Below are 26,766 nucleotides of genomic sequence, written 5' to 3' on the forward strand. Positions count from 1 at the left end.
GAAAAATAAGATTGCATTTTTCAAAGAGAATATTCTTTGTGAATTTTGGAGAGAGGAATTGAGATTGGCAAAAGAGATGAAACAATTCAGCCTTTTTGCTTTTTGTTTGAATTATGATCATTTTCATCTTTTAATCAAACCTAAAAATAAAATTGCAAATTATTCTCAAATTATGCATTTTATCAAAAGACATACATCACGGAATATAAACATTATTTTGGGATATAACAAAATTGATTTGGAAAAAATGATCAATCCCACCGAAAATGACATTGGAATTCCATCCACCGAAAATGACGTCGGAATCTCATCCCCCGAAAACGATGTGCAAATTCCCTCCACCGAAAACGATGTCGGAATTTTATCCCCCGAAGGCGACGTTGGCCAACGTCGCCTTCGGGGGATGAAATTCTCTAAATTCAATCTTCATCATTCTCCTTTTGTTCTTTAATTCCCTGCATCCATTAAACCAAGGCTTCGTTATAGAAAAAGAACTTCGCCCGTGCAGGCAAGGATTGAAAAGCGATTGAACAATTCATAATTCATAATTATTATTTTTATTTGTGCTTGTTAAAAAAAATGTCTGAAATGATTGACAGATTTTGCCGAATAAAATTCTTTAGAAGAAGAAAAACAAAAAATAAATATTTCGGAGGAAATATGATGAAAAACGTGCAAAGTTCTCAAAACGGTTGGGTAAAAATTTTGGCAATTTCAGCTGCTATGATATTTATCCTATTTAATCTCTGCTTAGCAGAACAGTCTGATACTTACAGTTGGGAAGATGGCGGTGTAAGTCTTGGTTTTTATGGAAATGCTGTTCTGGAAAATAGCACTGAACAAGCTTACGACGAAACTCACAGCTTGAAATATACTGAAGAACCAATTGGTGGAACGCCACAAGTTTATATCTGGTGGATTACCGGTTTATCTGATGGTGATGTGATCGATGCAAGTTTCTGGGTGTATGATAGCACTCCGGTTGGCGATTATCCAAAAGGAAGAATTTGGGGTCATTATACTTCTGATCCGGAAGACATTACTTCTTATGCCGGCAGCGCAGGCGGAAACGATACTTATTCTACTGAAGGCTGGTCACAACTTTCATTTTCTTGGACATTTGAAGCCGGGACAGACCATGATGGATTTGTGCTTGAATCACGAATTTATAGCGGTGCAGGTGCAAACGTGATTTATGTTGATATGACCGAAATTACGATAAGTAACGATGATGCTGTCATCCATTGCATTGGCGTGGCTTCCAATCCTACTATCCAAGAAGCATATTGTGCTTCCGGTTCCGAATTGCTCCTTTACTACGATCTTGATCTGGAAACGGTTTCTCCAGCAAGTTATGCTCTTAGCGGAACAGCGGATATTACTTTTGGAACCGCTACTATTGATGGCAATGACGCAAAACTCGTTCATCTTACAGATCCATCTGCAACTATGGTTGGAGACCTTACGGTTGACACGATTACAGATAGTGAAAATCCTTCCAATGCAGATCTATATGCCGGGATTCTGCCAATTTCTGTTACAAACACCTTGAATCCCCCGGGGACAATTGAAGATGGTATAACCGCCACATTTTCTGCAACAGTTTCTGCGAACGACGGATATAACAATGTTTGGGTAAGTGAGATGCCCGGTCCATATAATGGATCTATGATTTTTGATATGAACTTTCCAAGTGTAGTTTCCCTTTCAGATGCGATTGTTTTTGCTGGTTCCAGAGATGAATATTATGGTTTGACAGAAATAAAAAATCCTGCATTGATCTCTTCCACTACCGGAAGTGCTCCGATTCCTTCCACTATTCCAGGATTACAAATTGATATAGAAATCCCGGAAAACACTAATCCTGCCGAGCAATGGGAAGGTCAATTGATCCGTATCGAAAACGTTTTTGTGGCAACTCCTACGGACACAAATCTTACATACATTGGTTCTGATGATGATTGGGAAACAACCTTTGTTATTGGTGATAATGTTGATTACAATTTCTCAAGCAGCGGGACAATTCTTGATCAAGTAATTGCCACCGGACAGTCAATTAGAATAACCGGAGTATGTGATTTTTCATACGAAAATTATGGAATCAATCCGCGAGATTCTTTGGATATTCTTATCACAGGAAATAGTATTGGAGAAAATAAGATTGGAAACAACGATATTCTCTTACAAAATTATCCGAATCCTATCCACGATCTTACAACCATTTCCTTTAATCTCTCGCAACCGGCAAACATTAATCCCCAGATTAAAATTTATAATTTGCAAGGGCAACTCGTGAAAACTCTTGATACTGAAAATGTTTACGAAAACTTTTTTGCAGCGGACTGGAATGCAGAAAATGAGAATGGCAATCCTGTTAAGAATGGAATTTATTTCTATAAAATTGAAACAGCACAAAAAACATTTCAAAGCAAAATGATTCTTATGCGTTAGGAAAGACTATTTAGAGTCTATCCGTTAAGTATAGATTGGACGCAGATGATCGCTGAAAAAATTGATTTACGCAGATAAAAATTTAATTACAAAAAAAGTAGTATCCCCGTTGAATGCTTTGTGTTTTAATATTCAACAGGGGTTTATCTGCCGAATCAGTGCTTGCCCTGTGGAATGTTTTTGCATTTATATTCCACTTGGGGTTTTTCTGCGTCGAATCATCCACCGGCTGACGGATGCACACTTTGTTAGGAGATTACGATAGCCTTACGCAAAATTGTGTAAGGCTATCTTTTTTAATATGAAATACACACATATCCCGACAGATGATTCGTTTCTCAACCGTCTATTCGCCGAGTTTAAAAGGAGAATGAATCCACCAGCTGGCGGCGTTGGCTTAGAGATTGGGATTTTAAGTTCTGTCTTTAGTGTTTTTCCGTGTATTTCGAGGTAAAAAATATTTTATTATGAAAAAAATTAATACTTCAAATATTTTAGCATTTTTATCAATCCTGATTCTCCTCAGTTTACCGATCGGATGCTTTGCAGATTATTATGACGGTACAGAAGGACTGACCGGAGATGAACTGAAACAGACTTTGCACAATATTATTGATGATCATATTGAGTTCAGTTATAACGCCCTTCGAGATTACATTTTACCGAATACTGACGAAGATCCGAATAATTCAAATAATGTGATTTTGCTTTACACCGGCATTTCCATCCCAAAATCGGAATTTGGCGGAATGGTTGACGAATGGAATCGTGAGCACGTTTGGGCGAAATCTCACGGTGATTTCGGCACTTCTCCCCCTGCCGGAACTGATGCTCATCATATAAGACCGACAAATGTTTACATCAATTCGATGCGTGGGAATAAAGATTTCGATCTCGGCGGTTCCCCTGTTTATACGTATAACGGTTCAACTCTCGGTGGATATAGAACCGATGAAACTTTCGAACCTTTGGATAACGTAAAAGGAGATGTGGCTCGAATGATCTTTTATATGGCTGTCCGTTACGAGGGAGATAATGGTGAGCCTGATTTGGAAATGGTGGATTACATACCCTCGTCCCCCAATGGTGAACCATATCATGCAAGAATATCCACTCTTCTGCAATGGCATACAGACGATCCCGTGGATGAATGGGAGGAAAGTCGAAATGATAAAATCTATGAAAACTGGCAAGAAAACAGAAATCCATTTATTGACCACCCGGAATTTGCGGATTTGATCTGGAATTATGCGACAATTGATGAAAATTATACAGAAAAATTGCAGATAAAAATTTTCCCAAATCCCTTTAATATATCCGAATCAAATTACCTAAATATCTCATTTTCCACAACTCAACAAATTCAAAATATTGTCATTAGTATTTTTAATGTAAAAGGTGAGAAAATTTTTACAATGAACATACAAAACGCAAGTTCCACTCAACACATATTTAATTGGAATGGACGCAATGGCAAAAATAGATCCGTAACTTCGGGTGTGTATTTTATAAAATTTCAACTGAATGATGATAAACATACCGTGAGAAAAATTTTGTTGATTAAATAAAATTATTTTTATTCCCCTCCCGTATTAAATATAAAAAACCAAATGGAAATAATAATTCGCAACTTATCAGAAGATCCCAATTTAGTAAATGAGATAAATCGGCTTCATGAAGATCCCTGGCCAATATTTTTAAATCATGATGCAATCGTGAAAAAATATTGGAGAAGGCTCTATAAAAAATTTCCTAAATATCAATTATTGTTCAAAATCGGCAATGAATACGTAGGAGTCGGCAATACTGCTCCAATTTATATTGAGAACAATATTCTTGATTTTCGACTCGGGTTTGATGAAGTCTTGGAAAATATTTTTACATCAAATAAAAGAGAAAATACATTATGTGGATTGGCTGCAGTTATTTCAAAAAAATATTCAGGCAGAGGAATCAGTTATAAAATAATAGATGAATTCAAAAAACTGGCTCACAGAAATGGATTTACTAATCTTGTTTTACCGGTACGACCAATTTTAAAATCACAATATCCTTTAATTCCACTGGAAAAATATATTCGCTGGGAATGTGATGGTTTACCTTTTGATCCATGGATCAGAGTTCATGTTAAAATCGGAGGAAAAATTCTAAAAGTTGCTAACAGATCTATGATTGTTAAGGGAACTGTTTCCGAGTGGGAAGATTGGACAGGTATGCATTTGGGGGATAATGGTGATTACATTATTCAGGGAGCATTAAATCCGGTTAAAGTTGATCTGCAAAAAAATCTGGGTAAATATATTGAACCGAATGTGTGGATTTTGCATAAGTGCTAAGTTGTAAGCAAGTTATCCGGGTTCTGTCAAAAACTTTGACAACAAATCACCAAATTTGAATTTCTTACATAATGACAAAATTAGTGAACAAACAAGAAAATCAAGTCTGGACTATTAAAAAAGTTCTTTTATGGACTTCCTCTTATTTCCGAGAGAAAGGAATCGAATCTCCCAAGTTCAACTCAGAATGCATTCTGGCAAAAGTTTTGAATAAAACGCGATTGGATTTATATTTGGGTTTTGATATGCCACTCACATCACACGAACTTTCAGAAGCAAAACAATTGATAAAAAAGCGTGCTAATTTTTATCCTTTGCAATATTTACTGGGTGAAACAGAATTTTACGGACATAAATTTATCGTAAACGAATCGGTTTTTATTCCTCGTCCGGAAACAGAACTGCTGCTTGATGAAGTTATCGAACACATTGAAAAGAGTGATCGGACCGAATGGAAAATACTTGAGATTGGAACCGGAACCGGCATCATCCCGATTTCATTATATAAGCATTTTCAAAATTCTCCAATTACAGTTTCCATAACTGCCACAGATATTTCCAAAGATGTACCGGAAAATTTTAAAGCAAACCTGAATCTTCATAAGATCAATAATATAGACTTTATTCCATCCGACCTTTTTCAAAACATTTTTGATAAATTCGATATTATAATTTCAAATCCCCCCTATATTTCTCCCGAAGATATTGAAAATCTTCAAAACGAAGTAAAAGATTATGAACCTCGAATCGCTTTAAACGGTGGGAAAATGGGCTTAGAAATTTATTCCGGAATTTTAAATGATGCTTCAAAATTTCTCAATAAAAGCGGGACAATCTTTTTTGAAATAGGCGCAAATCAGAAAAACGATATATTAAAAATCGCAATTGAAACTAATTTCAAAATAACACGAACCAAACAGGATTTTAATGAACTCGATCGAGTTCTAACAATAAAAAAAGGATAATTATTTTACAATGGACAAATTTTTAATCAAAGGTATTCAAAAAATCAAAGGAACTATCACTGCAAGTGGAGCAAAAAATGCGGGTTTGCCAATAATGGCTGCCACGATTCTTGCGTCCGGCAAACATATCATAAAAAATGTTCCTGATCTGATTGATATTCGCACAATGGCAAAGCTGCTCCGAATTATTGGAGCACAAGTAAATTTTGAAAACAACACTCTAAAAATTATTACAAACGGTTGCGACAACCATTCCGCACCCTACGATCTTGTCAAAACCATGCGAGCATCTATTTACGTGCTAGGTCCCCTATTGGCTCGAAAGGGTGAAGCAAAAGTTTCTTTTCCGGGTGGATGTGCTCTCGGAGCAAGGCCAATTGATCTTCACTTAAAGGCTTTTGAAAAATTGGGCGCGAAATTTGAAGTGAAGCATGGTTATATTTGTGGGAAAACCGAAAAATTGATCGGTGCAAATATTTTTTTTGAAACAAAAAGCGTAGGTGCAACTGCAAACGTGCTAATGGCAGCAGTAACTGCCCAAGGGAAAACCCTTCTCCAAAATGCTGCCTGCGAGCCGGAAATCACCTCATTGGCAAAAGTGCTCAACTCTATGGGAGCGAATATCACAGGACTTGGAACAGAAATTCTCGAAATTCAGGGAGTAGAAAAATTGTATCCGATGAAAACTACATTGATCCCCGATAGAATCGAAACAGGCAGTCTTCTAATTGCGGCAGCAATCACGCGTGGTTCGATAACAGTGGAAAACTGCAATCCGGATCATTTGGGAATTGTTCTGGAAAAATTTGAAAATGCTGGATTTCAAATCACGACAACAAAAGACTCTATAAGTTTGAGTAGTAAAGGAGATAAATCCTCTTTGGAAATTACCACAAATCCATATCCGGGTTTCCCCACAGATCTTCAACCACAATTTGCTGCTCTTCTTTCTACAATTTCAGGGAAAAGTTCCATCTATGAAACTATTTTTCCCGACAGATTTATGTACACAACCGAATTGCAAAGACTCGGAGCAGATATAAAACTGAGCGGAAATGAGATTATTATTCGTGGGGGGAATAAGCTCTCCGGTGCACCGCTTATGGCATCGGATATTCGAGCTGCAGCTGCTCTGGTTTTGGCAGCATTGGTTTCAAGTGGAGAAACAGAAGTTAGCAGAATTTATCATCTTGATCGAGGTTATGAGAATTTTGAGAATAAATTAACAAATCTCGGCGCAAATATTAAGCGAGTGCAATAATCATGAAATTTATACGCAACCTGCTCGTTTCCGTTGGTTTCATCGGATATTTTCCTTTTGCTTCCGGAACTGTTGCCAGTTTTTTTGCAGCCATCCTTTATTATTTTTGCTTTGGATTTCTTTCAAGAGCGGAAATAATTAATCTCTATCCGAATTTAATTGTAATTGCCGGAATAATTATCGTTTCATTGATCTTCATTCCAATAATAAAATCTGCTGAAAAAGAACTCGGGCATGACAGCCATAAAATCGTAATTGATGAAGTTCTGGGATATTTTGTTGCTGTACTTTTTTTACCGCATTCCCTGATGGTTGCAATTTATGCTTTTATATTTTTCCGCATTTTTGATATAGCCAAACCACCATTTATAAACGAACTCCAATCTCTTCCGCACGGCTGGGGAGTTATTTGTGACGATCTGCTTGCCGGAATTTATGCAAATATTTGTCTTCAAATTTTGTTAATTGTTTTTCCACAATTTTTTTGATAGAAATTGCCTATTCCGTCCGGAGAAAGAATTAGCATTTAAAAAATTTATTGGGTAATCAAGATTACCATAAAATTAAAGGAGACCGGATGAAAAAGAAAATTCTTTTAATAAGTTTTTTTTTGGCAGTAATCTTTTTACAGGGATGTTATACTCCGGCTACATTCCAAAGTACAAAATTGCTTCCCCCGAAAGCTCTTGAAATAACCCCAATTTATACCGTAAATAAACCTTATTTCCCCCAATATCCAAATTTCGGTTTCATCGTAAATTATGGACTTAATGCCAAAAAAAATCTATTATTTCGTTACGAAAAAATAGGTGGAACTCATTTACACTATCTAGCAATTGGCGGGAAAAAATCACTGATAAAAGACAAACTTGCTTACTCAGATTTCTGGGGAATTTACATTGGGACTTTTTCTCTAGAAAAACTAAGCATTTGTATGTTCGAATATTCCCCTAGTTTAAATTATACTTTCTTTTCAAACAAATATTTAGAAACAAGTTTATCTGTAAATTTTCCGATTGATATTTTTGTTCATAATGATATTTCGGGTTTATGGATTGGTGATATTTATTTGAATTTTTGCCCGGCTTTCAGCACTGACTTTGCTAAATATTCCATAAGACCATTATTTGGGATGACTACTTCTATTCTTCTTAGAGGTGTCTGGTTTTTTGGAGGATTAGGCATTTCGTATAATTTCTGATCGAATTTTATTATTTCCTGTTAAATCAAAAAATCACATGAGCATTATCGTAGCTGTGGTCAGATAAACAAACACGCCGATAATATCCGAAGTGGTGGTTACAATGGGACCTGTAGCCACAGCCGGATCAATATTAAATCTATTTAGAATTAGAGGGATAAGCGTCCCTGTGGTGGCAGCAATTAGCATCGCTATTGTAAGTGAAACGCCAAGTGTAAGCCCAAAATATAAAATTTTATCAAATTGATTATGATAAAATATCAAAGCAAAAACGCCGATCAGAATACCATAAACGACTCCCAATATAAGCCCGATAATCACCTGCCCATAAAGGAGTTTTCCTATTTCTTTCACATTAACTCTTCCGGTGGCAAGTCCTCGCACCACAATCGTGGAAGATTGTGTTCCTACATTTCCACCCATTCCTGCAACAATTGGCATAAATGCAGCGAGAAGTATGAATTGATTTATCAATTCCTGATGATTCATTACAATGAGCGAAACTATTAATCCGCCGAAAAAAGTTGCAAATAACCAAGGAAAACGAATACGAGTAGCCTGCAAAGGGGATTTGAGCAGAATTTCTCTATCTTTTCCTACACCAGCCATTTGGAGAAAATCCTCAGTCGCCTCTTCGCGAATAACATCAATAATATCATCCACAGTTACAATTCCGAGCAGAATCCCGTCATTATCCACCACCGGCAAAGCGAGAAAATCATATCTGCTGGTGATTCGTGCCACTTCTTCCTGATCCGTCTCCGGCTGAATGCTAATGACCTTTTTTATCATTATGTCTTTGAGCATTGTTGTGGGAGCCACAGTCAACAAATGGCGTATAGAAAGAACTCCGCGTAATTTATCATCTTCGTCAACAACGTAAATATAAAAAAGCATTTCCGCTTTCTTATCTTCTCGAATAACCTTAATCGCATCCTGAACAGTTTGGTCTTCTCGAACCTTGAGAGGCAAGGGAGCCATAATTCCACCTGCAGATTCGGGTGGATACATCAGCAATTCTTCCAATCCTTCGGATTCTTTATTGTCCATCAAATCCAATACAGCATGCTCCAGTTCTTCGGGAAGTTGAGCAACAATATCCGCCTGATCGTCCAAAGCCATTTCATTTAACAATGTTACGATTACGGCAGGTTCCAAATTCGATAGAATCTCAATGAATATGTGCTCATCTAATTCAGTGAGAAATTCTGCTTTATAACGGTGATCATCAATTAATCCAAAAACAGTATCTCTTTCGGCTGGAGTAAAATTCCGGAAAACTCTTGCCAAGTCAGCCGGATGCGTCTTAACAATTATTTTTTTGAGGTTTGGCACAGCATTCCGCCTGATCAATCTTCGGAATGCATCAAGTAAAACGGAAAATTCTCTGTCTAACATAATTAGTCCTTAAATAATAAATTTATTTACAATTTTGATTATGTGAAAAATATATTTCAATGGCATTTTTTTAAGTGTTGTGCTTATTTATTTTCTTTATTGCTCCCCTTTCTATTTTAATCAAATGATTGTCAAGAATCCTTAAAATCTTTTCAAACAAATTATCAAATTAATTCTCGTGAAGCAGAATTAGTGTCCAGCCGTAAACTCGCATTTTTGCAATGATTCTCCGAATGTGATTCGACGCAGAAAAACACTGATTATGCTGATAAACGCTGATATTACACTTTTTACAAAAAATTTTTATCTTGCGAAAATTCACTTTTTTTCAGCGTGATGTTGTTTATCACATTCATCTGCGTCGAATCCCTACTTTACGGACAGACTCTAATTAGCGTTATATTTGTGAGTTGGAAAATCTTAAGTCAAGTTCAAAAAAACGGAATTTAACTCAAGATTTTCCAACTTCTCGAACGATACTTATTTTCAAAAAACCTTAGTTCTTCACTAGCTTCGTTACAACCTCAATATGAGCAGTATGCGGGAACATATCTACAGGTTGAACCGCATCAATGCGATATTTTCCTTTTTCGGTAAAAATTTTCAAATCACGTACTTGAGTGGAAGGTTTGCAGGAAACATAAATTATTTCTTTTGGGGCAATTTGAATTATTTCGCGAATAAGCTGAAAATTTATTCCTGCTCTCGGTGGATCAAGAATCATCAAATCGGGAGATGGAAATTCTTTAATTTTTTCAGTATTTTTCTGAAAATATTTATCCAGATTGCTTTCGATGAATTCCACATTTTCAATTCCATTCAATTTTGCATTAATTTTTGCATCTTCCACGGCTTGGTGAACAATCTCAAAACCAATAACTTTTTTCACAAACGGTGCCAAATAAATGGCGATGCTACCTGCTCCACAAAACAAATCCCACACAATATTGTCTCTTTCCAAGTTAGAAAAATTCTTAATGAGTTCATACAATTTCTCAGCCATGTAAGTATTCGTTTGAAAAAATGACTCTGCTGAAATACGAAATCGAAACTTACCTAATTTTTCTTCGATATATTTTTCTCCGAAAAGCAGATTATATTTCTCGCCCTTTGTAGTTCCAGAAAGCGTGTCTGTTACCGCATTAACAATAGAAGGAAGATTTGGCAAAGATGCTGCCAACTTCTTCACAAGCCCATTAAATAACTCCGGTCTATCGTTCTTCGTTATAATATTTATCATTATTTGGTCAGTATTATAACCCTTTCGCAGCATAAGATGACGCAGAAAACCCTGATGTGTCTTTTGATTATGAGGTTGCAAATTATTTTCAATTGCGAATTTGCGAACTATTGACATAATTTTTTCGGATTCAAGCGGAGCAATGAAGCATTTATCAATATCAATAGTTTTCATATAGCTTTTGTTCGGACGCAAGCCGAGTGCAAAATTTTCATCTTTATGCTCATCAATGCCCGGCATCAACCAACGGTATGGGGAGAATGAGAATTCCATTTTGTTGCGGTAATGATAAATATTTTCACTTCCGATAATCGGAAGAAAATTGATCTTGCTAAATCCGCCTAAATGTTGATAAGTGTCCTTTACTTGCTTTTCGAGATAAAACAGTTGCTCATCATAGGGAAGATTTTGGTACACACATCCCCCACAATGTTTGAAATATTTGCAACGTGGTTCAATTTCAGTTGGGCTCTTTTGTAAAATCTCTGTTACATTCGCTTCTGCATAAGATATTTTTGCTTTGGTAACAAAAGCTCTCACGGTTTGACCCGGAATTCCCCCTTTCACAAAAATACAATACTTGCCGATTCGGGCAATTCCTTTTCCCTCGTATGCAAGATCTACGATTTCCAGATCAACTATTTGTCGTTTTTTTACAGGTCGGTTCATGGCGAATATCTCTTGATTGATTTATCCCAAATTCAAATTGCTTGTAAAGCGAAAAATTTAAATCAATCCGCCAGTCGGCGGATTAACTCAAGTTTTCTATGCTAAAAGTGGCAATGGAACTTTAATTTCAGAAACTGCTTTATTGAATTCATCCTTCAAACTGTTGAACAACTCCTGAACCGAGACAATTTTATCCGTGAGATATGCGTTTGCACCGGCAAAAGCAAATCCGTTTTTCAGTATTCCCTTTTGTGCATTCGTTAGTGCCAGAGCAATGCAGTAGGGAGAATTTTTGTAATCGCAGGTTTTTAAGCACTTCCAAGGGCAAGTATAGGGCTTTTTTACACCGGCAAAAACATCTTTCAAAAAATCATTTATAATTGCTCTACCAGGTAATCCCACCGGACTATTAATGATTCCAATATCTTTTTTTGTACAATCAAGATATGCTTTTTTGAATTCGTAATCCGCATCACACTCATGAGTTGTTACAAATCTTGTACCCATTTGAATACCATTTGCTCCGAGATGAAGAAATTTTAAAATATCCGCTCCTGTATAAATTCCACCTGCTGCAATGAGCGGTATTTTTTTGTTACATTTCATTTCGTAGATTTCAACAATATTTCGAACAGCAGGCAAAATATTTTCAAGAGAGAATTCAGGATTCTCGATTTGATCAAGTTTAAAGCCGAGATGCCCACCTGCTTTGGGTCCTTCAATCACAACCACATCCGGTAGATAATTAAATTTTTTATCCCAAATCTTAAATATAATATTAGTAGCTCTGGCGGATGAAACTATCACCCCAACTTTTGTTTTCATTTTTTTTAGATAATTAATATTTAATTTTTTAGGAAGTTTCAGGGGAAGACCAGCCCCAAGAAAAATAATATCAATTTCTTCGTCTAATGCTATTTCAACAATTTCATCAAAATCTGATGCTGCCACCATGATATTCAAACCGAGAATCCCATTTGTCATTTTTTTAGCTTGTCGAATTTCAGCTCGAAGGGCGTCTTGGTTTGATTTTTTGTAACCACCTTTAAAACCTGATTTCACCAATCCCAAACCAACAGATGAAATCACTCCAATCCCACCTTGTTCGGCAACTGCTGCTGCTAAACGAGACAGGGAAATTCCCACACCCATTCCGCCTTGAATAATAGGTTTTTCTGCAACTAAATTTCCAATCCTTAATTTTGGCATAACTTGTTTGATCACAATTTTACTCCTTAAATATTTTTTAGATTATCTGGAAAATGTTTTTTCATTAAAGTGTTCAAGGCATTACTCATAGGGCGAATATACTCAACAGCAAAAATTTTCACCAATTGCTTGCCGGTATTTGTGATGACATAATACTTTCTTTTTGGTCCCTTTGTGGACTTTCTCCATTCAAAAGTAACAAATTCCTTTTTATTCATTCTTTTTAGAATATGATAAACGGCACTGTCTTGAAACTGAACCTGCTCACCTGTTAACTCTCCTAATTGTTGTTTTATCTCGTAACCATACATAGAATGCTCTTTTAGCAAGAGCAAAATCATAAATGAAGTGAAACCTTTTTTATATTCTTTTTTCCACAACAATACGGTTTTTTCCAGATCTTTCCGCAATTTCATTCTTACTCCTTACAAACTATAGTTATTTATACTATAGTCTGAACAAGGGTTAATTATTGTCAATTTTTTCTGAAATAATATTTTTAATAACCGGCACACTTATTCCCCTATAGTAAATATAAAATCGGAGTGAATTGCGATTATCCCTTTATTGATGATTATATTTTAAAAATTATGTACTTACAATGAATTATTTGAAGATATGTTTAATACTCAGGGTTTTATTGAGGAAGAAATATATAGCAGTCGCAAAAAAAGCAAATCATAATGTATATGAAGCAAACTTATGAAAGTAGTACCCAGAAGTATGGAATTGGAAACCCACAACTCATAACTCATAACCCAAAAGTACCAACCAACACCCATAAATTCCTCCAAATTGACCTTTCGCAAGGTTTTCAGCTCGCAATACCGGTCTAACCTTTCAAGCCGCTTGAAACGAAACTGGAAATAATCTGCTTCTGGGCAAATAAGAATAGAATCAAGAGCGGGGCTATTGAGAAAGCGGAAGCAGACATTAGCAAAGCTGTGCTGGATGATGATTCCTGAGCAAAATATGAAAGCCCGACCTGAAGCACCCGAATTTTATCACTACTCGTCATTACAAGAGGCCACATAAAACTGTTCCAACTCCCAATGAAAGCAAAAATTGCGGTAGTGGCTAAAATGGGTTTGGAAATTGGCAGGATAATTCGCCAGAGAATTCCAAATCTGGAACACCCGTCAATCGTGGCAGCATCAAAGAGATCTTGGGGAACAGTTTTAAACTGTTGCCGAAGTAGAAAAATGCTGAAAATATTCGTAACCCACGGAATTATCAGAGCCCAGTAAGTATTTACCCATCCGATTTTCGTTAATAAATAATATGAAGGTATCAAATAAATTGGTTGCGGAACCATCATCATGCTGATAAAAAGGTAGAAGATGAAATCTCGGCCCTTAAATCTCATCCTGGCAAAGGCATAAGCAGCCAAAGAGGAAGTTAGTAGAACTCCGAGAACCACACAGAAAGAAACGAAAATTGTATTAAGAAAATATCTCCCGAATGGGACTTTATTAAAAGCCTGGGCAAAATTATTAAAATGGAATTTCAATTGTCGCTTGGTGTGGATTTTTGCAGTGGGAACCTTTACAAACGATTCTCGAAAATTTTTTCTAGTTTTGTCATAAATATTTACGACTGATAGCTCTCCCTCGTCAACAATAATTTCTATATATTCCTTATCACCATTTTCCCTCTCGACATAAGATACTGTTTCCAGAGGAATAAAACCCGAGCTCCCTTTATTTATTTCTGATTGCGACTTCACTGAGGTTGTTACCATCCAGAGAAATGGAGTAACCATGACTAAACCGCAGACGATTAACATCGAATAGGAAAAAGATTTTCCTAAAATTTTTTTGAACATATTAATAATGTACTTTCTTTTCTAATCTTTTTTGAAGTAAAGTCAGACTGAGAATTATGAAAAACAAAACGAGAGCAATTGTGCTCGCATAGCTTAAATCCATAGCCTCCCCTAATCCTGTATCATAAATATAATAAACAATCACTTTTGTTGTTCCGAGTGGACCTCCCACCGGTGGACCAGTCATTAAATACACCTGACTAAATACCTGAAAAGTCGTAATCGTAGTCATCAACAGCACATAAAAAGTTGTGGGGGAAATTAGCGGAACAGTTATTTTAAAAAATTGTTTAAATTTACTTGCTCCATCAATTTCGGCGGCTTCATAATAAATTTCCGGAATATTTTGCAATCCGGCGAGGTAAACGATCGTATTGTATCCCATACCTCTCCAAATACAAACGATAATAATTGCGAACAGAGCTAATGATGGTCCTCCAAAAATGATGTATAACATACTAAAACTTGCCCCGGTTTGTGTTGCCAATATTTTTAACCAATGGGTCAGATTAATGCCAACCGTACCGAGTAAAAGATCAAAAACACCTCTACTCTCCGAAAGCCAACCCAACCCGTGAATTCCAAAAATGGACAGAAAACTATTCATCAAACCGCTTTGAGGTGAAAATATTAACTTCCATACAATTGAGATTGCAACAAGTGAAGTAACTGTGGGAATAAAATAAGTAGTTCTAAAAAAGCCAGAAAGTTTTTTGACTTTATTTAAAAGGTTTGCGAAAAATAAAGAAAGGATAAGTGTAATTGGTACAACAAAAACAGCAAGATAAAATGTGTTTATTAGGGAATGCCAAAATTGGGCATCTTTAAATAATTTTATATAGTTTTCAAAAGCGATAAATCCTTCAGGTCCCCTGATCGTCCAATTAAAAAAACTTAAAATAAAAGATAAAACTATCGGTATAAATCGAAAAAAAAGGACGATAATTGCAGCTGGTAAAATGTAAATAAAGGGTGAAAATTCTTTTTTGCTTTTCATATATTTTATGTGTGCTTAAAAAAATGGCTGGGATGGAAGGAATCGAACCCTCATCTACGGAACCAGAATCCGCCGTCCTGCCGTTAGACTACATCCCAGTAAAAGATTGTGGCAAATCCTCAAAAGAGAAATTTATAAAAATTCGTGTAACTCGTTTTAAAATGAATCAATTAGTGCCCATCTGTAAACTCGCATTTTTGCAATAATTCTCCGAAGGTAATTCGACGCAGATAAACACTGATTATGCTGATAAACCCCTGTTGAATATTAAAATACAAAGCATTCAACGGGGCAAGCGCTGATAATACAGTTTTTATAAAAAAATTTTATCTTGCGAAAATCGGTTTTTTCAGTGTTCATCTGCGTCGAATCCCTAATTTACGGACAGACTCTAATTAAAATGGCAGGGTCGGTAGGAGTCGAACCTACGAATGCAGAGACCAAAACCCTGTGCCTTGCCGCTTGGCGACGACCCTGTGCAAAAAAAATGAAATAAATCTGAGATAATGGCGGAGAGACAGGGATTCGAACCCTGGGTGAGGTTCTATCCCCACACACGCTTAGCAGGCGCGCACCTTCAGCCACTCGGTCATCTCTCCCGTAATACATTTTCCCAAAGGGTGAACACACCCGATTTAGAAAAGTGAACTGCCTAAAAAATTGCAAATGGCGGAGGAGGTAGGATTCGAACCCACGGATGCTTGCACATCAACGGTTTTCAAGACCGCCGCCTTCAACCACTCGACCACTCCTCCGAGAAAATTTAGTTTATCATTTAAAACGTAACACATATCTGGAAATTTTAAAGAACGATTAAAATTAAATACTATTGAAATTGGATATGTAAAAGTACTTGATTTTCCAAATCAATTTGTGGCAAAAATCCGCACTGTGTTGATTATATGTCAATAAATTTAAAAAAAATCATTAAACTAATTTTTATTGACACAATTCTAGTAAATTCAAATATATGTTCCTATGAAATCAATAGGAATTTATTATAATCCTTTGCATTTTACTGATCGGTCTAAGATTTCCAAAAAGATAAAATATTTAAGAGATTGTGGCTTAAATGTTTTTCTCTTAGATGAACAAAAAGATGCGATATTCTCTAACATAACGTATGTAAAAAAATTTCTCAGAAGGCAAATTGATTCTGTAATTGTTTTCGGTGGTGATGGTACAATGTTAGCAATAGCCAGAAAAATCCTCTTTGAAGGAATACCTTTACTGGGATTCAATTACGGAAAATTAGGTTTCCTTTCCGAGTGTAATAAAAATGAGTTCATTCAAATTATTGATAAACTCATACACAAAAATTACTCTATTGAAAAAAGAGATGCCCTTTATTGCAAAGTAAATAATGACCAATATTACGCCATAAACGATATTGTTCTTTCCAAAGGTAACTACCCGAAACTAATCGGTATAAATATTTATCAAAATAATGATTATTTATACATGTTACGGGGGGATGGAGTAATAATCGCAACCCCAATCGGTTCTACAGCCTACTCCCTTTCTGCCGGCGGTTCAATCTTACATCCTGATTGTAAAAATTTTATTGTTACTCCAATCAATCCGCATAATCAATTTTCAAAACCGGTTGTGTTTTCTTCCGATTCAAATTTTGAAATAAAATTGGAGAGTAACGTCAAATGTTGGTTAAGCATTGATGGAGAAAATACTTGCAGAGTATCCCAACTCGACAAAATAAACATAGAAAAATCGAAATATCAATCTTACTTTATAAAATTTAAAAATAAAAATTTTCTCAGAATCTTGAGAAAAAAATTCACTCTGGAATAAAAAATTATGTATTCAAAAAATTCAGAATATGAAAAGATCAATTATGATTCGGATGATATTTTAACCCTTCCAAATATTTTAACTTTTATCCGCCTAATTATTTTACCATTCATTTTAATTTATTTTACCAAAGGACATAATTGGGTTGCTTTTTGGTTATTAATATTAGCCGGCATTACAGATATCGCTGATGGCTACTTAGCAAGAAGAATGAATCAAACTACACCTTTCGGAAGAATATTAGATCCGGTTGTAGATAAAATTTTTTTCCTTATGATAATCGTCTTCCTTATGTTTTATTCCGATTTCCCTTTATGGGCATTTATAAGTATAATCTTTCTGGAATTTCTCATCTTACTTGGTAGTTATATTTTAATGAAAAATTACCGACTCGTGCCAAGTTCTAATATTTTTGGGAAAATTGCCGTAACATTTCTGAGCCTTGCCGTGTATATGTATATTTTGAATATTGGATTCTTCAATCAGACAATTTTCGCAAATATTTCTTTGCAATACTTGACATTGATAATCGGGATTCTGCTTTTGTTCAATGCAACGGTGATTTATGCAAAATCCGTAGTTGACGTTATTAAGAAAATAAAAAATCAGGAGAAATAATGACATTGTTAAGTATTTCAAGAAGGATGAAGAATATCCTTCTTCTGGGTGCAATTTTCATCTCACTCATCATTGCTTTCAACAAATCGAATATCGTGGATGCATTTCTTAGACCTAAAGACGTAAAATCAGAATCCCCGAAAAGAGCTCTGACTTTATTTGAAAGTAATGAATATAATCAAAAAATCGAATTAGAATTTGTTACTCAAGATATCTCATCTTTTAAGCAAACAATCAACAAAATTATCATTGAGAATAACCTGAACTCAATCTATTCATCCGCAAAAACCAATAAAAATATTTGCAAATTGCTTGAGATCCCCCAAGACAAATATTCGGAAATTCTTGCTCCCCTTTTAACTTCTAATGATTTAACATCAGAGGAACTTGTCCAAGCTCCGGATTTTCTTACTATTTCCGATATAGAAGATCGAATTAAAACTGCAGAAAAATTGAAAAAAAGAATGTTGGAAGATAACAAATCCAGTTCAAGTCTTTCATATAAAGATCAGGATATTACAGAATTACAACAACAAATTGAAGATCAGGAAAATCGAATTGAAGATTTAAAGTCACTCCTGCAACAAAAAAAGAACAAATCCGGTGTAATGTTGGCAAAAATTGATGTGTCAAATATAGTCTATAAATCATCAATAATCAAAATTGCAATAAATTCCTTTGGCATTACTTTTTTTATCTCATTGATATTTATCACCCTTTCGTTAATAGTGATCTATCTTATTTTGGTTGGTTTTGCGAAATTGTTAAGAATACTTGGTATTCGAACTACTTCCGGAGGGGGATCTTCTTACGGTTCTCGTTATGGTGGATACAGTAGCTACGGGGGATATGGCGGATACGGTGGTTATTCTTCAGGTAGAAAAAAAATTAAGCGTAAATATATCAGAAAAGACAAAAGCAAAGAACCGGAAACAGATTCAAAAGATAAATAAATGTGGTTATATTGGATTATTTTAGGACTTATTTTGATCTTTCTTGAAATATTTTTTGCATATAAATTTTATTTTCTCATAATCGGATTTTCTGCACTTGAAACCGGAATTTCAAATATTCTCGGATTAAATAGAATTATATATCAAATATTGATTTGCATTATACTAATAATTTTGAACACTCTCTTTTTTAGAAAATTATTGCAAAAATATTTTGTGAATCAGGATGAATAAACCATTATTTCAATTTCTTTGACAAAAAATGTACAGACAGAAGAAAGTAGTTCTTTCAAATCAATCAAAAAAATTATAAGGAGCATAATGCCAAGTCATAAATCATGCGAAAAAAGAATAAGATCTGATGCAAAAAAACGTGAGCGAAATCATTATCTAAAAAAGAGCATTAGAACTTTGATTAAAAAGTTTAAATCAGCTGATGAAAAAGAAAAGATGAAAGAGCTTTTATCTGCAATATATTCGATCGTTGACAAAGCTGCCAAAACTAATGTTATTCATAAGAATAAAGCAGCACGTCAAAAAGCACGTTTAACAAAATATTATAACAATTATTAAAAGTCATATACTTTAAGTATTATCTTGATTAGACGATTTCAATTAGCATTATTTTTGGGATTTATTGGTTTAGTCACCACTATTGTGGCTAAACCAATTTTTATAACAAATTCCCAATCTTCAAACCTATCCATTAATTTCACCCTTGGAAAATATAGCCTCCACAATTCCGATCAATTTTCCTTCATCGATGCCAAACATCTAAGTTTTACCGATATTTCAGGAGAAGCAAGAATTCCTCTATATTCTTTTCTCGTTGGAATTCCGCAAGAGGGTCAACTTAAATATAAAATTGAAAATCAAAGATATGTACAAAAGCATTTACAATATCCTCTCGCTCCCTGCCCCAAATACATAGAATCTGACACAGACGAAACCCACCGAGCAGTTTTTGAGATCAATCCGAAAATTTACCGCAAATCTCTCAATACAAAATTGATTACCTTGTCAGACCCTTTCATATGGAGGAATCAGCGAGTTGTTCGAGTTACAATATGTCCTTTTCAAATTGAAAATCAAATGGTTACAGTAACTGAAAATTTTGATATTAATTTCGATATTACGGGAAACACTTTTTACAGAAAAGAATTTGCAGATAAATATTTTCGGAGCGTTTACGAAAATTCCATAATAAACTTTGACGTAGCAAAATATTGGAGTGTGCCTCAAACCAGACCTCAACCGGAAAATCCATTTGAAATTGCTGATAGATGGTTTAAAATCCCTATTTCACAAGATGGGATTTACAAAATTACCAAATCAGAGCTGTCTGAAATTGGGATTGATGTATCAAACCTTAATCCAGAATCCATAAAAATCTTTAATGGCAGCGGACGCTCATTAGATAGAGATGCTCCAACTGATATTCCGACTTTTGAAGAAATTCCGGTTTTTATTAATGATAATGGTTCTGATTTTTCCATTTATTTTTATGCCAGAGATACAGATGGTTTTGAAATGAATCAGGAATATGGGCAATATTTCAATCCATATACACCCGATAATATTTATTGGTTAACTTACAATACCGTTCTTCTAAGAAAAAACAAAAATCACAAACCCCATTTTCCATCCGGATTTTCAAAACGAGAAGAAATAAATACTTTCGCCTTTAAAAATCACTTGGAAGAAGAGAAAACCAGAATTGCCAATAAAAAACCGTATGAATTGATAAAGTGGGTATGGTCAAATTGCGGAGACGTGGTGAATTTCTCTAAAGAATTCAATATTAATGTTGAGAATTTGGATTCGGAATACGATCAAAAAATTTCCGTTAATCTTGTTTCAAGTTCGTACGGTAGCAATGATGATTTGGCTGTATATCTGAACAATCAACTTGTTGGCACATCCAATGTTTACAATGGCACCCACATTTTCAGCGGAGACATTTTTGAAAACGGGACAAATCAATTGAGGATAGAAATTCATCCTCCTGCGGGTATCGCTCGTCTTGGCTTGAATTATATCGAAATTGAATATCAAAAATATCTTAAGTTGCTGGACAATAACTTAAAATTTTCTCCTCCTGAAGATAGTACAACTTATACTTATCACATCCGGAATGTTGATAATGATAATTTGCAATTATTAAAAATTAATAATTTTTACGATATAGAAAAAATTTCTGAGTACGATTACAACTCGTCAACTAAAGTTTTAACATTTTCTGATTATGCCGAAAATACCGATATTCAATATTTAATTGCTGAAGAAGACGGATTTATTACAACCGATGGGATCGTGGAAAAATTCAAACCGTCTGTGTATCTTTCATCCTGGAATAATGAGAATGGAATTGTTTCGGAGTTTGAAGAAAACAGTTGGTTGCGGGATTCAAATACTTTGCAGAATATTGATTATATTATCATCTCCCCAAATTCCGACGATTTTTTTGAAAAACTAAAAGATATTGCCACAATGCACAGTCAGCACGATTCTATGCGAGTCCTTTTGGTTAAATTAGACGATATTTATGATGAATTTTCATGGGGATTGCCGGATGTAGTTGCCATCCAATTGTTTTTGAAATACGCTAAGAATTACTATTCCCAGGATCCGGCACACATTGTTAGTTATGCTCTTCTCGGTGGTGACGGGACGAATGATTATCGCAACTATGAATCTATTACAGGTGATAAAAACAAAATACCACCGTTTTTAAAGGGTGAAACGTACACGAGCGCTTCCGATGATTATTTTGGAATGTTTACCCAAAACACACATCCGGAAATGATGATCGGCAGGCTTCCGTGCCAAACCTATCGGGAACTCGAAACTGTTGTGAATAAAACAACAAATTATGTAATGAATCCAAACTATGGTTTTTGGCGAAGCAATGTCATCCTAAATCCTGATGATTTTCTAAAAGAAGGGGATCTCTGGGATGAACCGATACATACCCGTACTCTTGAAGAAAGTTGTGCGGTTTATATTCGAGAATATGTTAACTTGATAAAATTGTATTCGTGCGATTATCCCTTTGACGAATCCTTAAATAAACCGGAAGTAACCAAAGATATAATAAAATACATCAACAACGGAGCTTCCATATATTTTTATGCGGGTCATGGAGCATATTATGTGCTTGGAGATGAAGATTATTTCCGGGCATCACGAGACATTCCAAAATTAACAAACATTGATAAATTAACTTTCTTTATCGCTTCTTCATGTAGTGTGGGTGAATTTGATCCGAACTGCTTTCAATCAATGGCTGAATTGGTGGTTAGTTCCCAAAATGGCGGTGCAGTAGCCTCTGTGGCTGCAACGAGAGGAACCAATCATGGTTTTTGCCGTAAAGTTGTCAAATTTCTTTCCTTACATGCAAGCACCAATGCCACCATCGGGCAAGGGGTACTAATTGCAAAATCAGGCTCAGTCGTTTCCCGCAATCATCCCCTATATGTTTTATTCGGAGATCCAGCAATTCAACTTGCAATTCCTCCGATTTCCGGTCAAATAACAATTCCCGAAAATTTTCCTGATTCTATCAAAACTCGTCAGACTGCTCAGTGTATTGGAAATATTGCTGATAATACTGATTATGATGAAACTTTTTCTGTTGTCTTTGATAGTGATTATATGAAATATATTGTAAATACTAATTTGGATAATAATCCCGACACTCTTACAAGTGGGGACACACTGTCATTTCGAGTTAAAGGAAAACCGGTTTTTAAAGGACCGGTTTCTGTTACACAAGACATTAGCAATCTAAATTTTATCGTTCCGGACGATGCTCTGAGGGGCGAATGGGGACGCATTCTTTCATATTCGGCAAACGCCTCTGAAAATGACGATATAATGCTTAATTATCAGAAACGTTTTGAACCCGAAAATCATAACCTAAAAATAAACGGTTTTGCCAGTGCGGAAAATGATGGACCTCCCCTTATTTCATGTAAATTAGATAAAGATGATTTTCAGGACGGTGATTTTGTTTCCTCTTCACCAATAATTTATGCTAATATCTCGGACAGCAATGGAATAAACATTACAAATTCGCCCGGGCACAGAATTCTTTACCAATTAGACGATCAATCGGAAGTAAATATCACGGATTACTTTGTCTATGATAAAGATTCCTATTCAGCAGGAAAACTTGAATACAAGATGGAGAATATCGGGGTTGGTTCTCACACACTCCAAATAAAAGCCTTTGACAATTTTAATAAATTTGCAAACACTGAGATAAATTTCCAAGTCCAAAACCCCGATGATATTACTGCAAAAAACGTATTGAATTATCCGAACCCAATGCAAAATTATACTTATTTCACCTTCTATTTAGATGACAACGTGGACATAGATATTTCAATTTTTACGATCAGTGGAAAACTTATAAAAAAAATCAAAAACCAAACCGGGGTAATAGGTTATAACCAAATTTATTGGGACGGTAAAGATGGGGATGGGGATATCCCGGCAAATGGACTTTATTTCTATAAATTCTCAATAAATTCAAAAAAGCAAACTAAAATTTTCAAACTTTTTATTCATCACTAACACGATGCGAGAGATGAAATGTAAATTCTTATTTCACTTTTCACTTTCCCCATCACACTAATCTTTCACGAGGTTTCTATGAAAAAAGAATATCAAGAATCGGTAAAAAAAGTAATTGACCGATTCCCTGAACGAAAAAAGGAATTTCTTTCAGGTTCCTCCGAAAAAATTGAACGACTTTATACTCCCGATGACACACAAGCAATAGATTTTGAAACTGAAATCGGTTATCCGGGATTATTTCCCTATACTCGTGGCGTTCAGCCTACAATGTATCGGGGTAGATTTTGGACAATGCGTCAATATGCAGGATTTGGTAATGCCGAAGAGTCAAACCGACGATATAAATATTTGCTCGAACAAGGGCAAACGGGTCTTTCGATTGCTTTCGATCTTTGCACTCAGATTGGTTTGGATTCGGACGATCCTATGAGCGTTGGTGAAGTCGGTAAAGTAGGTGTGGCAATTGATTCTCTCGCAGATATGGAAACTCTTTTTGACGGAATTCCTTTAGATAAAGTCTCAACTTCGATGACAATTAACGCTCCTGCTGCGATTTTGCTGGCGATGTATATTGCAGTTGCAGAAAAACAAGGAGTATCCCGGAAACAACTGAAAGGGACAATTCAAAACGATATTCTTAAGGAATATATGGCTCGAGGTACTTACATTTTCCCCCCGGAACCATCAATGAGATTGATCACGAATACATTTCAATATTGTTCGGAAAATATTCCGGGTTGGAACACTATTTCGGTTTCAGGTTACCATATTCGGGAAGCAGGTTCTTCGGCAGTTCAAGAAATAGCATTCACAATAGCAGATGGAATTGCATATATCGAGTCCGCAATAAAAGCCGGTTTGGACGTAAATTCCTTTGCTCCCCGCATCTCATTTTTCTTTAATGCTCACAACGATCTTTTTGAAGAGATCGCTAAATTCCGGGCTGCAAGAAAACTGTGGGCATATATAATGAAAGAACGCTTTGGAGTAAAAAGTCCCAAATCAATGAAACTTCGCTTTCATACTCAGACCGGTGGCTCTACACTCACCGCCCAACAGCCGGATAATAACATCGTGCGAGTGGCAATCCAAACTCTCGCTGCGGTTTTGGGTGGAACCCAATCTTTGCATACAAATTCACGCGATGAAGCTCTTTCTTTACCGACCGAAGATTCCGTACGCATCGCACTCCGAACCCAGCAAATCGTAGCAAACGAAAGTGGCGTTGCGAATACAATTGATCCTCTTGCCGGATCATATTTTGTAGAATCGCTGACGAAAAAAATGGAAAGCGAAGCCAAACAATACATCAAAAAAATTGATGAAATGGGCGGAATGGTTCATGCAATCGAAATGGGATATCCCCAAAAACAAATTCAGGAAAGTTCTTACAACTACCAAAAACAGATTGAGAAAGGCGAACGGATAATCGTAGGCGTAAATAAGTTTACCATTGAAAAAGAAGTTCCCAAAGACCTTTTAAAAATTGATGAAGACGTTGAACGAGGACAACTCACAAAATTAGCAGAGCTTAAGAAAAATCGCAATTCAAACAAAGTAAAAGAATCTCTTGAAAAAATTCGCGAAACCGCTCGCTCCAACAAAAATATGATGCCGGTTTTCCTTGAAGCGGTAAAAAATTATATTACTCTCGGTGAAATTTGCGGAGTTCTGAGAGAAGAATTCGGAGAATATACCGAAGGTTAGCTGGTTTTGTTTGGATTACTTATTTTAAAAATAGAATTTGTTTAAAAAAATTAGGAGAATTATGAGTAATAAAGTTAGAATATTAATCGCAAAACCCGGTCTCGATGGGCATGACAGAGGGGCAAAGTTTATCTCACGTGCTTTGCGAGATGCCGGTTATGAAGTTATCTACACAGGTATCCGTCAAACTCCGGAACAAATCGTAGCTGCTGCTATTCAGGAAGATGTAGATTTTCTCGGTTTGAGTATCCTGTCCGGTGCTCATAATGTGCTTTTCAAAAAAATCACCGATATTCTCAATCAGAAAAAAATTGATGACATTATCCTATTTGCCGGTGGTGTAATTCCCGAAGGTGATATCCCCGGCTTAAAATCACTCGGATTCAAAGCGATATTCACTCCAGGAGCAAACTCAAAAGAAATCGTTGATTTTATCGAAAATGAATATAAAAACAAATAAACGAAGGCGAAATTGGCAAAGGCGAAATTGGCCAATTTCGCCTTCAACAACAACAACAACAACAACATCGCCAACAACCAATTTCTCGGAAAGGAGAAAAAAATGAGTATGATAATAATTATAATAATCCTGATTGCATTGTACACACAGGCAAAACCTTTGTTTCATGACAAAGCAAAATTAGCACGTTTTGCAATTATCCTGCTGATTCTGATAGGTATTTTCGCCCAAACGATTAAAATCGTTCAACCCGGTCACATCAAGCTTCAAGTTCTTTTTGGTAAAGTCCAAAACCGCGTTCTTCATAGTGGTTTAAATTTTGTTAATCCCCTTGTAAATTTAGTTGATATGAGCGTGCGAACTCAGGAATACACAATGAGTTCTGGTCGCTACGAGGGAAGTGTTTCCGGAGATGATGCCATAAAAGCACTAACTTCCGATGGTATTCTACTCCCAATGGACATCACTTGCCTTTTTCATTTAATCCCCAAAGATGCTCCGGAAGTGTACACAAAGCTTGGTGTAAATTATGAATCCAAAATTATTCGTCCGACTCTAAAAACCGCTATTAGAACAGTAATTAGTAACTACCCAATGGAAGAAATCTATTCTTCCAAAAGAGATTCCATTGCTTTTGAGATGAAAGATCGTGCCTTTACAGCTTTGAATAAAAGGGGAATCTTTGTTGAAGACCTGCTTTTGAGAAACATTAATTTGCCAAAACAAATCGAGCAGGCAATAAATGATAAGAAAACCGAACAGCAAAAATTCCAAAAAATGGTTTATACCCTCAAAAAAGAAGGGAAAGAAAAGGAGAGAAAAATCATCGAAGCACAGGGAATCAAAATTGCTAATGAAACTATCGCTAAAGGACTTACCGAAAAATATTTACAATGGTATAGGATTGATATGATGAAAGAATTGATTGGCAGTCCAAACAACACCATCATTTTCATTCCAACCGGTGAAGACATCTCACCCATTATCAATGCAAATATGGGTAATTAATTTAGAAGAAAACTTGAGTCAATTCACCTTTTGTTGGATTGACTTGAGTTTTCTATTTGAGTTCCAAAAAACATAAAT

General features: G+C 35.6%; 22 protein-coding genes and 4 tRNA genes. 16 read left to right on the forward strand and 10 right to left on the reverse strand.

Annotated features, from left to right (window positions below):
- The 8 genes from U9P79_00580 to U9P79_00615 form a co-directional block, all read left to right on the forward strand.
- The coding region (locus U9P79_00580) for a transposase (GenBank protein MEA2103129.1) at positions 1-451 on the forward strand (451 nt) is incomplete at its 5' end.
- Between the two features lie 209 nt (positions 452-660).
- Complete coding sequence (locus U9P79_00585) at positions 661-2,451, forward strand: T9SS type A sorting domain-containing protein (GenBank protein ID MEA2103130.1); 1,791 nt, start codon at positions 661-663, stop codon at positions 2,449-2,451.
- A gap of 467 nt (positions 2,452-2,918) precedes the next feature.
- The gene (locus U9P79_00590; GenBank protein ID MEA2103131.1) at positions 2,919-4,019 is read left to right on the forward strand and encodes an endonuclease; all 1,101 of its coding nucleotides are present in this window, start codon (positions 2,919-2,921) and stop codon (positions 4,017-4,019) included.
- Between the two features lie 42 nt (positions 4,020-4,061).
- Positions 4,062-4,787 (forward strand): hypothetical protein, encoded by a 726-nt coding sequence (locus U9P79_00595; protein ID MEA2103132.1) that lies wholly within the window; start codon positions 4,062-4,064, stop codon positions 4,785-4,787.
- 71 nt (positions 4,788-4,858) lie between these two features.
- Positions 4,859-5,752 (forward strand): peptide chain release factor N(5)-glutamine methyltransferase, encoded by an 894-nt coding sequence (prmC, locus tag U9P79_00600; GenBank protein MEA2103133.1) that lies wholly within the window; start codon positions 4,859-4,861, stop codon positions 5,750-5,752.
- A gap of 10 nt (positions 5,753-5,762) precedes the next feature.
- Entirely contained in the window at positions 5,763-7,013 is a 1,251-nt protein-coding gene (murA, locus tag U9P79_00605; GenBank protein MEA2103134.1) for a UDP-N-acetylglucosamine 1-carboxyvinyltransferase, read from the forward strand.
- 2 nt (positions 7,014-7,015) lie between these two features.
- The gene (locus U9P79_00610) at positions 7,016-7,501 is read left to right on the forward strand and encodes a phosphatidylglycerophosphatase A (GenBank protein MEA2103135.1); all 486 of its coding nucleotides are present in this window, start codon (positions 7,016-7,018) and stop codon (positions 7,499-7,501) included.
- 89 nt (positions 7,502-7,590) lie between these two features.
- A complete protein-coding gene (locus U9P79_00615) occupies positions 7,591-8,214 on the forward strand; it encodes a hypothetical protein (GenBank protein MEA2103136.1) in 624 nt (207 codons plus the stop codon).
- 33 nt (positions 8,215-8,247) lie between these two features.
- Here U9P79_00615 and mgtE read toward each other — a convergent pair whose 3' ends face one another.
- The 10 genes from mgtE to U9P79_00665 form a co-directional block, all read right to left on the reverse strand.
- Entirely contained in the window at positions 8,248-9,612 is a 1,365-nt protein-coding gene (mgtE, locus tag U9P79_00620; GenBank protein ID MEA2103137.1) for a magnesium transporter, read from the reverse strand.
- A 496-nt stretch (positions 9,613-10,108) separates the two neighbouring features.
- The gene (rlmD, locus tag U9P79_00625) at positions 10,109-11,521 is read right to left on the reverse strand and encodes a 23S rRNA (uracil(1939)-C(5))-methyltransferase RlmD (protein ID MEA2103138.1); all 1,413 of its coding nucleotides are present in this window, start codon (positions 11,519-11,521) and stop codon (positions 10,109-10,111) included.
- Between the two features lie 96 nt (positions 11,522-11,617).
- Entirely contained in the window at positions 11,618-12,730 is a 1,113-nt protein-coding gene (locus U9P79_00630; GenBank protein MEA2103139.1) for a nitronate monooxygenase, read from the reverse strand.
- A gap of 26 nt (positions 12,731-12,756) precedes the next feature.
- Positions 12,757-13,146 carry a PadR family transcriptional regulator gene (locus tag U9P79_00635; GenBank protein ID MEA2103140.1) on the reverse strand — a complete coding sequence of 130 codons (390 nt, stop codon included), beginning with the start codon at positions 13,144-13,146 and terminating at the stop codon, positions 12,757-12,759.
- Positions 13,147-13,562: 416 nt separating this feature from the next.
- Entirely contained in the window at positions 13,563-14,555 is a 993-nt protein-coding gene (locus U9P79_00640) for a carbohydrate ABC transporter permease (protein ID MEA2103141.1), read from the reverse strand.
- A 1-nt stretch (position 14,556) separates the two neighbouring features.
- Positions 14,557-15,552 carry a sugar ABC transporter permease gene (locus U9P79_00645; protein MEA2103142.1) on the reverse strand — a complete coding sequence of 332 codons (996 nt, stop codon included), beginning with the start codon at positions 15,550-15,552 and terminating at the stop codon, positions 14,557-14,559.
- Between the two features lie 24 nt (positions 15,553-15,576).
- Positions 15,577-15,650 (reverse strand) — tRNA-Gln (locus U9P79_00650).
- 303 nt (positions 15,651-15,953) lie between these two features.
- A tRNA-Gln gene (locus U9P79_00655) sits at positions 15,954-16,028 on the reverse strand.
- A gap of 31 nt (positions 16,029-16,059) precedes the next feature.
- Positions 16,060-16,151: transfer RNA gene (locus U9P79_00660), tRNA-Ser, on the reverse strand.
- A 68-nt stretch (positions 16,152-16,219) separates the two neighbouring features.
- A tRNA-Ser gene (locus U9P79_00665) sits at positions 16,220-16,307 on the reverse strand.
- 223 nt (positions 16,308-16,530) lie between these two features.
- Here U9P79_00665 and U9P79_00670 point away from each other — a divergent pair.
- The 8 genes from U9P79_00670 to U9P79_00705 all read left to right on the forward strand — a co-directional run bounded on the left by U9P79_00670 (position 16,531) and on the right by U9P79_00705 (position 26,688).
- Complete coding sequence (locus U9P79_00670) at positions 16,531-17,361, forward strand: NAD(+)/NADH kinase (GenBank protein ID MEA2103143.1); 831 nt, start codon at positions 16,531-16,533, stop codon at positions 17,359-17,361.
- Between the two features lie 6 nt (positions 17,362-17,367).
- Entirely contained in the window at positions 17,368-17,979 is a 612-nt protein-coding gene (locus tag U9P79_00675) for a CDP-alcohol phosphatidyltransferase family protein (protein ID MEA2103144.1), read from the forward strand.
- Positions 17,979-18,932: a hypothetical protein gene (locus U9P79_00680; GenBank protein ID MEA2103145.1), complete on the forward strand. Its 954-nt coding sequence runs from the start codon at positions 17,979-17,981 to the stop codon at positions 18,930-18,932. Before U9P79_00675 ends, U9P79_00680 begins: the two co-directional genes overlap by 1 nt.
- Positions 18,933-19,253: 321 nt before the next feature.
- Complete coding sequence (rpsT, locus tag U9P79_00685; protein MEA2103146.1) at positions 19,254-19,505, forward strand: 30S ribosomal protein S20; 252 nt, start codon at positions 19,254-19,256, stop codon at positions 19,503-19,505.
- Positions 19,506-19,589: 84 nt separating this feature from the next.
- A complete protein-coding gene (gene porU, locus U9P79_00690; protein MEA2103147.1) occupies positions 19,590-23,510 on the forward strand; it encodes a type IX secretion system sortase PorU in 3,921 nt (1,306 codons plus the stop codon).
- 78 nt (positions 23,511-23,588) lie between these two features.
- Complete coding sequence (locus tag U9P79_00695; protein MEA2103148.1) at positions 23,589-25,220, forward strand: methylmalonyl-CoA mutase family protein; 1,632 nt, start codon at positions 23,589-23,591, stop codon at positions 25,218-25,220.
- Between the two features lie 61 nt (positions 25,221-25,281).
- Positions 25,282-25,680, forward strand: a complete 399-nt coding sequence (locus U9P79_00700) for a cobalamin B12-binding domain-containing protein (protein MEA2103149.1) — start codon at positions 25,282-25,284, stop codon at positions 25,678-25,680.
- Positions 25,681-25,782: 102 nt separating this feature from the next.
- Positions 25,783-26,688: a prohibitin family protein gene (locus U9P79_00705; GenBank protein MEA2103150.1), complete on the forward strand. Its 906-nt coding sequence runs from the start codon at positions 25,783-25,785 to the stop codon at positions 26,686-26,688.
- Positions 26,689-26,766 lie beyond the last annotated feature (78 nt).

This window comes from Candidatus Cloacimonadota bacterium, assembly GCA_034661015.1.
GTDB lineage: Bacteria > Cloacimonadota > Cloacimonadia > JGIOTU-2 > JGIOTU-2 > JAYEKN01.